The organism is Nonomuraea sp. NPDC052116 (assembly GCF_040680035.1).
GTDB classification, from domain to species: Bacteria; Actinomycetota; Actinomycetes; order Streptosporangiales; family Streptosporangiaceae; genus Nonomuraea; species Nonomuraea angiospora_A.
Map to the genome: position 1 here is coordinate 142,536 of NZ_JBFAWA010000034.1, position 13,423 is coordinate 155,958.

The window sequence follows — 13,423 nt, forward strand, 5'->3', positions numbered from 1 at the left end:
AACACGTGTGCCAACGTGTGCCCAGGCGATCCTACGCGGTCCCGCCTCCATTGACTCAGGGTCGCACCCTTCCGCGCCAGCCCTGAACAGGAAGCTCGAACTTGGCGACCAATCTGTCGGTGAACGGCGCGCCGCTGTTCTCCACGCCGTGCAGCCGAGCCAGGCGTACGGGCTCGGCGCCTCTGCGCACCTCGACCCGCGAGCCCGACGGCAGCTCGAAGCGGCGCCGCCCGTCGCACCACAGGACGCCACCCGGCGTCTCGGGCAGGATCTCGACGGCCAGCGTGGAACGCGGCGAGACCACCAACGGCCTGGCGAACAGCGCGTGCGCGCTGATGGGCACCATGAGCAGCGCCTCCACCTCCGGCCACACGACGGGTCCGCCCGCCGAGAAAGCGTAGGCCGTCGAGCCCGTCGGGGTGGCGCAGATCACGCCGTCGCACCCCCACCGCGACAGGGGGCGGCCGTCGATCTCGGCGACCACCTCGAGCATGCGCTCCTGCTTCTCCACGGTCACCTCGTTGAGCGCCCACGTGTCGGCGATCACCCGGCCGTTCTGCCTGGCGAGAACGTCGATCGTCATGCGCTCCTCGACGTCGTAGCGACCCGCCACGACGCTGTCGACCGCCTCGGCCAGGTCGGCGACCTCCGCCTCGGCCAGGAACCCGACGTGCCCGAGATTGACTCCCAGCAGCGGCGTGCCCGCCGGCTTGGTCAGCTCGGCCGCGCGCAGCAGCGTGCCGTCGCCACCGAGCACGATCATGACCTCGGCGTCCTTGACCGCGCCCGGGTCTCCGGGCACCGTCTCCACGCCGCCGCAGCCGACCTCGGCGTACTCGGTCTCGAGCACCCTGACGTTGATTCCGGCGTCCACCAGCCGGTTGATGACCAGGCGAGCGCTCTCGACTGCGGCGTCACGCCCGGTGTGTACGGCGACCAGCACGGTCCGTTTCATTGCGGCCCTTCCGCGACGGCACGTTGGATCTCGGCTTCGAGGTCGGCGACAGCCGGCTCGCCCTCCCCCTTGCCCAGCCAGAGCAGATATTCGACATTTCCCGATGGTCCCGGCAACGGGCTGGCGGTCACGCCGCGCACGATCAGCCCCAGCTCCCGGGCCTTGGCGGCGGCATCGCTCACCGAACGCCTGCGCAACTCGGGATCGCGCACCACGCCACCCGCCCCGACGAGGTCCTTGCCCACCTCGAACTGCGGTTTGACCAGCATCACGAAATCGGCCCGCGGCGCGGCGACCGAGGCCAGCGCGGGCAGCACCAGCCGCAGCGAGATGAACGACAGGTCGCCCACGACCAGCGTGGGCGGCTCGCCGACCATCTCGGGGGTCAGGTCGCGTACATTGACGCGCTCCATCACCGTCACCCGCTCATCGGTACGCAGCGACCAGGCCAGCTGGCCGTATCCCACGTCCACGGCGAGCACGTGACCGGCGCCGCGGCGCAGCAGCACGTCCGTGAACCCGCCGGTGGAGGCGCCCGCGTCGAGGCAGCGCCGGCCCTCCACACTCAGGTTCTCGAACGCCTCGAGCGCGCCGAGCAGTTTGTGCGCTCCTCGCGAAACGTAGTCGGGCCCGTCCTCCGACTCGGCCACCACGATGGCGGAGGCGGTCTCGACCTGGGTGGCGGGCTTGCGCGCCGCCTGGCCCCCGACGCTGACCCGGCCGGCCTCGATGAGCTGGGCGGCCTGCTCGCGCGACCTGGCCAGGCCCCGGCGCACCAGCTCGCTGTCGAGGCGGATCCGCCGGCTCACTGCTCTTCCACTGCGGTGGCCAGCGTGGACTCGAGCCCGGAGAACGCCTCGTCGAAGACCTGCACGTGCTCACTCACCGGCAGCTCGCCAAGGCGGCCCAGACCGGCCACGATGGCATCGACCCGCTCGTTGCCGGTCTCCTCCGGCAGCTCACTCATGACTCGACCGTAACGCCTCCCGCGAGCGCCCGGGACCTTGGCAGGCGTGTCACGCGTTGAAGCTCATACAGGGGTGCTACTGATGTGGAACGCTACCGTCCGCAAAGGGAAATGAAAGGATGCGCATCATGGCAAGCGTCGAGGAGTGCCGGGCGGCACTGGTGAAGCTCGTCGCCCAGTTCGACGAGATCGACGAGCAGGATCGTGCCAAGCACGTGGTCGAGCGGACGGTCAGCTGCCGGGTTCCCGACCTCGACGTGATCTTCTACGGCCGACTGCACCACGGAGGGCTCGACCCGTTCACCGAACGTCCACCATCGGACGGCAAGCCGGCGGACGTCAAGCTCACGATCGCGAGCGACGACCTGATCGCCCTGGTGGACGGGGAGCTGGATCTCGCTCGCGCGCTCCTCGGGGGACGCGTGAAGGTCGACGCCAGCTTCGGCGACCTCCTCCGCCTCCGCAGACTCCTCTGACGGAACTCACCAACAAACCCATCACCCCACCCCAACGAACCCATCGGCCCACCCCAACGAACCCGCCACCCCAACCAACGAACCAGCCACCCTGCCCAACTGACCCGATGCCCTGCCCCTCGGGCCCGCACACAACCCCAACCCTCCCCAGCCGCCCCCTAAGGGCGGCTCACCACTCGCCGCCCCTGAGGCCCCCTGTCCGTCCTCCCTCCGTCTGCTCGCGCTCCCCAAACGGAGCAGACCATCTGACGACCACCGACCGCGACCCGCATAGTCGCCACGATGGCACCACCTGACGCCAACCACCCCGCGCGTCCCAACCCCAGCAACACCACGCAGCCGAGACATCAGGTCGCCAACATTGGCCAGTCCGGCAGCAGCGACGCAGCAGCAAGCGGGGGCAGGCACCACCAACCGGCCCCTGAGCAGACTCACCGCCTCCCTGCCCGCAACCCCGGCGGCAGCACAACCCCCAACGCCAGCCAGCCCCTGAGCAGATTCACCGGCTCCCAGCCCGCAGCCCCAGCAGGGCCGCACACTCCCCAACCCCAACCAGCCCTGCTGTCTCCACCACAACCCTGGCGACACAACGCAGCGGAGACATCCGAGCCAGTCCACCCGTCCAGCAGCAGCCACCACGGCAGCAGCGGGGACGGGGACCACGGCAGCAGCGGGGACGGGGAGCACAGCAGCGGCGAGGACGGGGACCACAGCGGCGGCAGCGGCGACAGCAGAGGCGGCAGCGAGAGGCAGCTCCACCCACCCGACACCCCTGCGCCAGATTCACCCACCTGCCCCTACCCGGGCAACGCTTCAGCGGGACCGGCGCACCCTCAACGGTGGCCCAGCCCTCGCGAACCTCAGCCCAACCGATCCAGCACGGGCTTCACGGTGTCCTCCTCAACCCGCCCCTCACCGGCCACGGCCCACGCCGCGTCGCAGGCAGCCCGCAGCCCGTCGATCCGGCTCCCGTCGCCATCGAGGTGCAGCACGCCGTCCTGCCACCGGGCCCGCCAACCCCCGCAAGCCCCATCCCGCACCTCGGGATAAGACTCCAGCAACGTACGCAGATCCTCACCCACATAGGTGGGCCGATGACGCGGTCCCGCCGTCAGCACATCGACAGGCGTAGCCACCCCGGTCAACACCAGCAGGCTCTCAACCCCCGCGTTGGAGGCCCCCTCGATATCGGTGTCCAGCCGATCCCCCACAACCAACGGCCGCCGCGCCCCCGTACGGATCATGGACTCCCGATGCAACGGCGGATCAGGCTTACCCGCATAAACCGGCTCAACCCCAGTAGCCGCCGCGATCACCCGAACCATCGCCCCGTTCCCCGGCAACTCCCCTCGCCCAGTAGGCATCGTGCTGTCCCCGTTGGAGGCCACGAACAACGCCCCCTGCCGCACCGCCAGCGCCCCTTCCGACAGCAGCCCATACGACAGCCCGGGGGCGATCCCCTGCACCACGGCAACAGGCGACTCGGCGGCGGTAGAAACCGGCCGAAGCCCCCGATCCCGTAGGGCCAGCCGCAACCCGGACCCTCCGACGACGAGCACGTTCGACCCAGGCGGCACCCTTTCGGCGACCAACCGGGCAGCGGCCTGAGCCGAAGTCACCACGTCGTCAGCCGAGGCCGGCGCCCCAAGCTCGCGAAGGTGAGTGGCGATGGCAGCAGGTGTACGAGAGGCGTTGTTGGTGACGTACGCCAGCCGCACCCCACGCCGCTGAGCCTCCTCCAACGCCGCCGGCGCCCCCGGCACCGCGTGGCTGCCCAGATAGACCACACCGTCGAGGTCGAGCAGCAGGGTGTCAAAGCCGTCGATCAGCACAGTGTCTCTCCCCGTTTGACTCTCACGCCGCGTGCGACTTTAGCGCCGCCGCAACCCTCACCCGCACAAGGGCCGACCATTTCCCGCGCCCACCGCCCATACGCGTGGACACCCACCTCCACACCACGGGCACACGCAGAGACATCCACCCCTACATGCGCAGAGCGCCCAACTTCACATCCCACGTCCACACCAACCAACGCCCCTCATCACAACGGCCGCCGCCGCATTCGCGGCCGCCATGTCGAGCCGACTGACCCAGCGGCCGTTCCCTCACTCCCCAAACGCGTTACAGCCCGCCTAGGCTCCACAACCCACCCTGGCTACATCGCCAGTCCCCTCACCCTCGTCGGCCCAGAGCCCTGCACGCCTGAGCTCCACACCGCCGATCGCGCGGGCGGCACCCACACCCACCAACCCCAGCTTTCCAACCGGAGCAGTCTTCACCCGCGCCCGGACGTCATGAGATCACTCAATACCAACCTCACGCCCCCGCCTGCGCTTGGGCCACGGGACACAACCCGCGCCCTCGCGCCATCGCCAACCGCCGAACAGCGCGACGCCATTGCCGACCACTCGATCCCGCACGAGGACAACAAGAACGCCGCCTACCGCCCACTCACACACCAGGCCGGCTCAAGCGCCGAACCCCTCGCCGGAACGACGCAAAGCATCGCTCAACACGCATCCCACACCCAGAACCACATAGCTCAGACAGCCAAAGAAGACGACCAAAGAGACCAGGGCGGCTCACCGACCCCCACGTCCTCCGACTACATTTCGCGACGAGCTCGCAAGGTAGCGCGAACACTCTTCAAAGCCGACACATAATGCCGCTCATCCGGCCGCATGGCCACCGCGATGGCCAGAGGTTCCTGGGCCCCCTCCACATCCCCGGTCCGCCACAGCGACAACCCCAAACCAAAGTAGGCATAATCCTCGGCCGGATTAGCATTCACGATCTGCCGGAAACTAGCGGCAGCCTCCGCGTACTGCCGTGAATTGAACTGCGCCCGAGCCAACGCCTCCAGAATGCTGCGCGATGCGGGTTCGGCCGCGGCAGCGCGCTCCAGCAACGCGGCAGCGGCAGCCGGGCTGCCCTCTTTCAGCAATCTCACCCCACGCTGATACCAATCGTAAACACCGCCCCCGGGAGCACCTGAGTTCTCGTTCTGAACGTTTCCATCGTGGGCCATGCGTGGGGACTCCTTCATCGCTTAACGACGGACCCGCTTCGCCCTGCTACGGAACGGGCACGGGCTGCAACCATGGGGCGACTTCTGGGAGGGACAAGCATTTATGGGAGCATGCCCGGTATGGGGATTCCTGAACTGCCGATGCCGGACGGGCTGGTGCTGCGACCCTTCCGAGGGGTACGTTTCGCCGTCGAAGATCCCGCCAAGGTGACCTCCCCGCCATACGACCTGATCTCCGACGCCGACGTGGACGCCCTCCTGGACTCCCATCCGAACAACGTCGTCCGACTCATCCTTCCCCGCTCCCCCCGAGGCGATTCCTCCGTCAAACCACCAGCCCCTCATCGGCAACAGGAACCAAACCAAACACCCAGCACCGCGCCCCACCGCCCGTCGGCTGACGGCGAGCCGACCGCCACGGAGCAGCAGGCGTCCGTTCCTCCCACACCGTCCGACGCAGGGCTTGAAACCCGCTATGCCAAGGCGCGGGACACGTTGAGAGCCTGGCTGGACACGGGTGTCCTGGTGCCGGACGACGTTCCAGCGCTCTACGTGTACGAGCAGAGCGGGCCGAACGTGCTGCAACGCGGCTTGATCGGCGACGTGGGCCTGGCCGATCCGGGGCAGCGCATCATCCTCCCCCACGAGGACGTCATGCCGGGCCCCATCACCGACCGGCTCGCCCTCATGAGCACCACGCAGGCCAACCTCGAACCCATCTTCCTCCTCTACAACGGCGACAACGGCACGGCCACTCGCCTGGTGGACGAGGTGGCCTCGGAACGGCGCCCTCTCGTGTCCGCCCGCACTGAGGACGGCCTCACGCACCGCCTGTGGGCCATCACGGACACATCCGAGATCAACGCGATAAACGCCGATCTCCACGACCGCCAAGCCCTGATCGCCGACGGCCACCACCGGTACGCGACGTACCGCGTCCTCCAGCGCCAGGAGCACGCCACCCACCGCTCAGCCCAGCCCGAGCAGCCGGCCACCACCACGAGACCGGAACCACCCGACATCCCACAGACGCCGCCACCGCTACGCACCGCCACGTCAGAAGCCCCCCTCTCCTGGCCTGCCACCACTTCAAAGGCGCAGTCACCCAACGCCTCGGAGGCAGAATCATCCGCTGCCTCAAAGACCGAGTCACCTGGCGCTCAGGACGCAGAACCATCCACCACCTCCAAGACCCAGCCACCCACTGCCCTGGAAGCAGAACCACCCAGCGTCTCAAAGGCCCAGTCACCCGGCGCTCAGGACGCAGAACCATCCAGCACCTCCAAGACCCAGCCACCCACCGCTCTGGAGGCGGAACCACCCAGCGCCTCAAAGTCGCGGTCATCCAGCACCGTAGAGACAGCACCGGTGGCCGTTCCCCAGGCCCACCCGCTCCGCACCACCACCACGCGTCCAGCGACCACGCCAGAAGCCGAGCAGCCCGGCGCCACGTCTGAGGCCCCGTCGTCTTCCTCTGACGTCGAGCCAGCGGCTCGACCACCTCATCCCGCCATCCCTTCGGAATCACAGACGTCTTCCCCCGGGAACCTCGACCTGGATGGGAAGCCGCCGATCCCTGACATCCCCCAGGCCTCCCAGGTCTCCGGAACCTATGGTGCCGCCAGTGTTTCCCGTACGGCCGGATCTGGGCGCTCAGGCAGCGGCCGTTCGACGCCGGAACCCGTGGTCGGGCCGTGGGACTTCGGGCTGGCCCTGCTCGTCGACTCCACCGCGTACCCGCCCAATCTGCAGGCCATCCACCGCGTGATCCCCGGGCTCCCCCTCGCCGAAGCGGTCGCCAAGGCCAGAGGCGCGTGGCGCGTTCACGACTTCGACGACTTGGCGCAGGGCCTGGCCGCTCTGGAGGAGGCTCAAGAGCCGGCCTTCCTGCTCGGCGGGGAGGGCGGCACGCACCTGCTCACCAACCCCGACCCGGTGCAGCTCGCCCGAGCCATGCCGCCCGACCACTCCGAGCGCTGGAACTCCCTCAACACCTCCATCCTCACGGAGTTCGTCCTGCCCAAGGTGTGGGGTATGCGCGATGACGAGCAGGCCGTACGCATCGTCCATCACGACACGGACGCCGCGGTGCGACTGGCCATCCGCACCGGCGGCACCGCGGTGCTCCTCAAGCCGCTCGCGGTCGACGACGTACTGGCCGTCGCTGCGGGCGGCGAACGAGTCCCCCGCAAGTCCACCTCCTTCGGTCCGAAGCCCAGGACCGGCCTGGTCCTCCGTACGTTCGCCATCGACTGACGCAGCCGTCTCCTCCAGCGGCGCATGATGCTTCCTGATCGCCGACGTCCGCCGTCTGCGCGGCGATCGTAAGGACTTTCCTGCCGTCCATAAACCGCTGCGCGGCGGTGGCTCCTGCGAGAACTACCCGTGGGCTGCGGGACTCACGGAACGGTGCAATACCCAGCACGACCGCCCAGCCACGGACAGCCCCGATCAATGGCCAGCCCAGCCACCCGCCAGCGAGCGCGGCCTGGCGGAACGACTCCACGTGATGACCGCGAGCACCACCGCTGACCGCGGCGGCCAGTTTCGTGCTCTCGGTCGACGGACGGCCGAGGAAATCCACGCCCGCCACCCCCACGAGAGGGCGCTGTCCACGACCGGGCGAGACTCCGGCGGTCTCCGCGCACGACAACCCTCCGCAGCCCCGGTGGGTCAGCTTGCTGGGGCGAGGTAGACCACTTGGCGGGGGATCAGGGCGGCGAGGCTTCCGTGAGCGCTGTGGGCGGGGCCGTCCGGAAGGTCGCTGGGGAGGGGAACGTCAGCTTCGTATGGTCTGGCGGAGCTCACCTCCACCTCGTACCGCCAGATCTTGGCCGCGGACGGGCCGAAGACACGGCAGCGGAAGGATCCGGTCACCTCCATGTAGTCGCGGGGTTTGAGGCCGCGGATTGTGGCCACCGTCTCCGGGTCGAAGGTGACGCACGGGATGCTGTCGGTCAGCGCGGCTCCTCGTCGGTTGCGGCGGCGGCGCACGATGATGCGCCACTTCGCCACGGTGTCGCCGCTGGGCAAGGAGTGCTCCTCGACCCCCGCCGACAGCCGGCCTACCAGCAGGACTTCGTTTCGGTCCACTGTCGTCCTCCTATCGGTGCTCTGGTGGAGATCACTATCTACGATGAGGAGGAGGCCGGATCGGCTGGAATGCCGTTCTGGGGACAGCTGCTGGAGGCTCGGGAGTTCCTGTGGATAACATCACCGCGTTGGGTGGCGACGTCTATGAAATCGACACCAAAATGGCTGGATACACGGGTATCACGGCCGGCTATCTGATTTTGGGGGATCGACCGTGCCTCGTGGAGACGGGCACCTCGACCTCGGCCCCTGTGGTGCGCGATGCGCTGGCCTCGCTCGGTGTCGGCCCGGAGGACCTGGCCACCGTCGTGGTGACGCACATTCATCTGGATCATGCCGGTGGCGTGGGCGACATCGCCAAGTTCTTCCCGTCCGCGCAGATCGTCGTACATGAGAAGGGCGCCCGCCATCTGGCTGACCCGTCACGGTTGATGGCCAGTGCACGGATGGTGTGGGGTGACCAACTCGACACACTATTTGGTGAGCTGTCGCCCACCGAGGCCGAACGCATCGTGGCCCTCGGCGACACCGGAGCCATCGACCTGGGCAACGGACGCACGCTGAACAGCCACTACTCCCCTGGGCACGCGAAACACCACGTGGGCCTCATCGACTCCGCCACCGGTGACCTGTACGTCGGCGACGCGGCCGGCGTCTACCTCCCCGAAACAGGCGATCTCCGTCCCGCGACGCCGCCGCCGGACTTCGACCTGGAGACGGCGCTCGATTCGATCGCGCTGTTCGAGGCGCTTGGGCCGCAACGGCTGCTGTTCAGCCACTATGGGCCGGTCGATGCCGTACAGGAGACTTTGGAGCGGTCTGCGGAGGAGCTTCGCATCTGGGTTGATCTCACTCGGCGGGCTCATGCTGAGGGGATGGATCTGGACCACGCCGTCGCCATGGTCAGGGATCGCACCAAGGATCGCTATCGGGCGTTGGAGGCTGCTGGTGGGGAGGATGGGGCGGCTGAGCAGTTCGAGCTGTTGAGTGGTGCTCCGTCGAACGTGGCGGGGATCCTCCACTGGCTCAACCGCGTCTCACCGTAGTCGCGTGTTGTGGGAGGTGCCGGGCGGTGGGGGGCGGATGTCCCCGCCGTCGCCTGGCCGGTACCCGCTTTCGGCGCCTGGCCGGTAAATCTCGCCACAGAAGCCGTGTGTGTTGGGGGGGTCTCAGCGTCATGCGTGGGGGCGTCGTGCCCCCGTGCGTTTGGCGGTTCTTGGCGTCATACGTGTGCCAGGGGCGTCGTGCTCCCGTGTGTGGCGGTTCTTAGCGTCATACGTGTGTCGGGGGGCGTCGTGCCGTTGCACGTGGACCGACTTCGTCGACGTCAGATTCCCCTAGGTCACGCGTGTACGGGGCTCCTCGCAGGTCAACGCTACGCAGGATTTCTCGCCGGGAGGCGGGTCCGGGACTTCACGCGGTCGGATACGTATGGGATCTCAGGGCCGATGGACGTGAGCTGGGTTCCTCGGCGCAGTACGAGGGCCGAGTTCCTCGGCATCAATCGCGCGGGGGATTCTCACGAATATGCCGTACAGGATCCCCCGGCGGACCGGATGGGCGGGCGTTCGCCATCGGCTGAGACCGTGAGCGACCGCCCACCCGTCCCCGCCGTACCGGACCGGCTTGACCGTCGGATGGCGACGGTATCGGTCCGGGTACGGCGGGGACGTGGCGTCAGTCGTCGGACTTGCGCTTGACGTCCGAGGCGGGTTCGTCGGACTCGTCGTTGAGCGTGTCTCCGAAGTTGGGCTCGATGAACGCCGGGGTGATGCTCGGCGCCTCGGCCTGCTTCGGGGCCTCCTGAGCAGGCCGCTCAGTCTGCTCCTCGGCAGCGTCGGCGGGACCGGGCTGCTCGGGCGCTTCGGCCGGGGCAGCCTGCTGCCCGCGATCCGATGCGTCCGCGGGGGCGGCCTCTCGCGACTCCTCATCCAGTACGTCTGCCGAGGCCGCCTCCTGCGGCTCCTCGTCCAGAACGTCCGCCGGCTGCTCTTCCAGGACGTCGGCCGGCGCCGCTTCCCGCGACTCCTCCTCGGCCGGGGCCGTTTCCGGGGACTCCTCATCGGCTACGTCGGCGGGTGCCTCGTCCGAGACGCTCTCCGGCGACGCCAGGAGGTCGCCCGCTTCGGCCAGGGCCGTGGCGTCATCCACGTCCTCGGCCGCCTCAGCTGCCTCGGCCGCGCCGGCGTCGTCGAAGTCGTCCTCGTAGTCGAACTCCTCCTCGACGTCTTCGATGACGGACCCGGTCAGCTCGGCATAGCGTTCGGCCGCTTCCGTCTCCCCGTCCTCGTCAAAGGCCATCGCCCGCCCGAACCAGTCCGTAGCCGCCTCCTGGTGCCCGGCCTCGGCCAGAGCGTCCGCATACGCGAACGCCAGCCGTGCCGACCACGGCCTGGGCTGCGGGTCACGCAGCTCGGGAAGGCGCTGCAGGGTGATCACGGCGGCGTCGTGCTGGCCCAGGTCGCGGCGGGCGCCGGACTCGACGATGGTCAGCTCGATGCGTCCGGCGCGGTCGAGGCGTTCGGCCTCAGGCGAACGTACGAGGTCAAGCGCCCGCTCCGGACGGCCGAGACCGCGCTCGCAGTCGGCCATGACCGGCAGGTACGCGTCAGAGCCCGTCATCCTCCTGGCTGCGCGCAGATCGCTCAGCGCCTCGGAGAAGTGTCCCGCGCGATAGGCGACGATGCCCGCGGCCTCCCTTACGACACCGATCCTGGCCGCGAACCTGCGTGCCACCTTCGTGTGCTCGTGCGCCCGGTCGGGGTCGTCGTCCTCGAGCGCCCGTTCGGCGGCGACGAGGTGCCGGCCCACCAGCTCGGCGAGGTCGCCGGGGAGGGAGCGCAGCTCCTCGCGGACTTCCTTGTCGAGCTCGTCCGCGGTGATGTCGGGCGCGACCTCAGGCAGCTTCTCGCGCTGCGGGGCCTCGGCGTCACGGTCGGACCTGCCGTACCTGGCGCGGGTGCCCGAGGAGTCGGGGCGCTCGCCGCGGTCGTCCCGCGAGAACGGCCGCGAGTCCCGGCGGGGACCGAAGCCACCTTCGCGACGGTCGCCGCCGCCACGCGGCCCGCGGTCGCCCTCGCGCCTGCCACCGAATCCGCCTTCACGACGCGGACCCCGGTCCTCCCGGAACCCGCCCTCACGCCGGTCGCCGTAGCCGCCTTCCCGGCGGGGGCCGCGGTCGTCCCTCGAGAACGGACGCGAGCCTTCGCGCCGGGGGCCACCCCCGCCCTCACGCCGGTCACCGTAACCGCCCTCGCGACGGGGGCCGCGGTCATCCCGATCCCGGAACGGACGACGCTCCTCACCCTCACGACGCGGACCACGATCGTCACGGAACCCACCCTCGCGGCGCGGACCACGGTCGTCACGGAACCCACCCTCACGGCGCGGACCCCGGTCGTCACGGAACCCACCCTCGCGGCGCGGACCACGATCATCGCGGAACCCACCCTCACGGCGCGGACCACGATCGTCACGAGACCCGCCCTCACGACGGTCGCCGTACCGGCGCTCGCCGAAGCCGCCTTCCCGGCGCGGGCCGCGGTCCTCACGGAAGCCGCCCTCGCGCCGCTCGCCGTACCTGCCTTCACGACGGTCGCCGAACCCGCCCTCACGACGAGGACCGCGATCATCCCGATCCCGGAACGGACGACGCTCGTCACCCTCACGACGGGGGCCGCGATCGTCACGGTCCCGGTAGGTACGACGATCGTCACTCCGGGGCGCGCGATCATCACCCTCGCGTCGAGGGCCACGGCTGTCGCCGAAGCCGCCCTCACGACGCGGGCCGCGGTCCTCACGGAACCCGCCCTCGCGGCGCGGACCCCGGTCGTCGCGGAACCCGCCCTCGCGGCGCGGACCCCGGTCGTCGCGGAACCCGCCCTCGCGGCGCGGGCCTCGATCGTCGCGGAACCCGCCCTCACGGCGCGGACCCCGGTCGTCATGAGACCCGCCCTCACGGCGCGGACCACGATCATCGCGGAAGCCACCCTCACGGCGCGGCCCTCGATCGTCACGAGACCCGCCCTCACGACGGTCGCCGTACCGGCGCTCGCCGAAACCGCCCTCACGACGGGGCCCACGGTCATCCCGGTCCCCGAACGAACGACGCTCGTCACCCTCACGACGCGGGCCGCGATCGTCCCTGTATCCGTCGTCGCGCCGCGGCGTCCTGTCTCCACGACCGTAGGAGCGCGACCTGTCGTCGGAACGGAACGGACGGTCGCCGCCGGAGTCTCGCCCGCGAGAGCCGTACCCGCCGCTCCTGCCGCCTCCGCTGGAGCGCCTGTCCCCATAGTCGCCGCGCCCGCGCTGTCCGCCGTCCGATCCGTTATCACTGTTCACTTCTGGTCCATTTCGTTGGCTCACTCAGCGGACTCATAACGACGGTCCACCGTGGCTGGTCGCCGCCTCTCGGGCCTTACGCGACGAAGGCCACCCGTGGGGTGGCCCGGTTCCTTCCAGCCTAGCAAGCCCCAGTACGTCCATGAGCCCGGACGCAAGCCATATATCGGCGTGACCAGAAACGCACGGTCATCGAGGATGTTCGCACTGTCACCACGCCTCGCGGAAATCTTGATCCGTGAACGGGATTCGCCGAACTTGCCACTCTGCCGTCGGGGCGGCCAAGGCCCCGTCATCTGTCAACGAAGGTGCTCGAATTGCAGAACAGCGCACAGCTGCGCTGTCAGCGGAACGGCACAGCTACAGAAATGTGGCCTAGGAAACCGATGTGGCCCAGTGAGCGGAAGGGCGGGCAGCCGGCCGCGCGAGGGAACCCCCCACAGCTCCCACCACAACCGCCACAGCACACAAAAAAAAGGGGGTCCGACGCCCAAGGCGTCGAACCCCCTCAAAGATTGTCCGGCGGCGACCTACTCTCCCACACCCTCCCGAGTGCAGTA

10 protein-coding genes and 2 pseudogenes are annotated in these 13,423 nt (G+C 69.2%); 5 read left to right on the forward strand and 7 right to left on the reverse strand.

Features of this window, described 5'->3' with window-relative positions; genetic code table 11:
- Positions 1-55: 55 nt before the first annotated feature.
- Genes AB0L65_RS46990 through AB0L65_RS47000 form a run of 3 tightly spaced genes read right to left on the reverse strand, consistent with a single transcriptional unit; the run spans position 56 to position 1,922 of the window.
- Positions 56-955 carry an NAD kinase gene (locus tag AB0L65_RS46990; RefSeq protein WP_350739894.1) on the reverse strand — a complete coding sequence of 300 codons (900 nt, stop codon included), beginning with the start codon at positions 953-955 and terminating at the stop codon, positions 56-58.
- A complete protein-coding gene (locus AB0L65_RS46995; RefSeq protein ID WP_364260310.1) occupies positions 952-1,764 on the reverse strand; it encodes a TlyA family RNA methyltransferase in 813 nt (270 codons plus the stop codon). Before AB0L65_RS46995 ends, AB0L65_RS46990 begins: the two co-directional genes overlap by 4 nt.
- Entirely contained in the window at positions 1,761-1,922 is a 162-nt protein-coding gene (locus tag AB0L65_RS47000) for a hypothetical protein (RefSeq protein WP_350739888.1), read from the reverse strand. Before AB0L65_RS47000 ends, AB0L65_RS46995 begins: the two co-directional genes overlap by 4 nt.
- Before the next feature lie 128 nt (positions 1,923-2,050).
- On the opposite strand from AB0L65_RS47000, the gene AB0L65_RS47005 reads away from it, so the two are divergent.
- The gene (locus tag AB0L65_RS47005) at positions 2,051-2,398 is read left to right on the forward strand and encodes an SCP2 sterol-binding domain-containing protein (RefSeq protein WP_350739886.1); all 348 of its coding nucleotides are present in this window, start codon (positions 2,051-2,053) and stop codon (positions 2,396-2,398) included.
- Positions 2,399-3,258: 860 nt separating this feature from the next.
- On the opposite strand, the pseudogene AB0L65_RS47010 reads toward AB0L65_RS47005, so the two are convergent.
- Positions 3,259-4,233, reverse strand: a pseudogene (locus AB0L65_RS47010) (HAD-IIA family hydrolase); the annotation flags it as partial.
- Positions 4,234-5,003: 770 nt separating this feature from the next.
- Positions 5,004-5,426 (reverse strand): tetratricopeptide repeat protein, encoded by a 423-nt coding sequence (locus AB0L65_RS47015; protein ID WP_350739880.1) that lies wholly within the window; start codon positions 5,424-5,426, stop codon positions 5,004-5,006.
- 141 nt (positions 5,427-5,567) lie between these two features.
- Between AB0L65_RS47015 and AB0L65_RS47020 the strand changes: the two are divergent.
- Both AB0L65_RS47020 and AB0L65_RS47025 read left to right on the forward strand, forming a co-directional pair.
- Positions 5,568-6,404 (forward strand): annotated as a pseudogene (locus AB0L65_RS47020) (DUF1015 domain-containing protein); the annotation flags it as partial.
- Positions 6,405-7,109: 705 nt separating this feature from the next.
- Positions 7,110-7,682 (forward strand): hypothetical protein, encoded by a 573-nt coding sequence (locus AB0L65_RS47025; protein WP_364260334.1) that lies wholly within the window; start codon positions 7,110-7,112, stop codon positions 7,680-7,682.
- Between the two features lie 417 nt (positions 7,683-8,099).
- Here AB0L65_RS47025 and AB0L65_RS47030 read toward each other — a convergent pair whose 3' ends face one another.
- A complete protein-coding gene (locus AB0L65_RS47030; RefSeq protein ID WP_364260313.1) occupies positions 8,100-8,519 on the reverse strand; it encodes a single-stranded DNA-binding protein in 420 nt (139 codons plus the stop codon).
- 110 nt (positions 8,520-8,629) lie between these two features.
- Between AB0L65_RS47030 and AB0L65_RS47035 the strand changes: the two genes are divergently transcribed.
- A complete protein-coding gene (locus AB0L65_RS47035) occupies positions 8,630-9,565 on the forward strand; it encodes an MBL fold metallo-hydrolase (RefSeq protein WP_364260316.1) in 936 nt (311 codons plus the stop codon).
- Positions 9,566-10,196: 631 nt separating this feature from the next.
- Here AB0L65_RS47035 and AB0L65_RS47040 read toward each other — a convergent pair.
- Positions 10,197-11,330, reverse strand: coding sequence for a hypothetical protein (locus AB0L65_RS47040; protein ID WP_364260319.1), 1,134 nt, complete (start codon positions 11,328-11,330; stop codon positions 10,197-10,199).
- Between AB0L65_RS47040 and AB0L65_RS47045 the strand changes: the two genes are divergently transcribed.
- Positions 11,268-12,902, forward strand: a complete 1,635-nt coding sequence (locus AB0L65_RS47045) for a hypothetical protein (protein WP_364260322.1) — start codon at positions 11,268-11,270, stop codon at positions 12,900-12,902. The two genes, AB0L65_RS47040 and AB0L65_RS47045, sit on opposite strands and share 63 nt — an antisense overlap.
- The last annotated feature ends 521 nt before the right edge of the window (positions 12,903-13,423 follow it).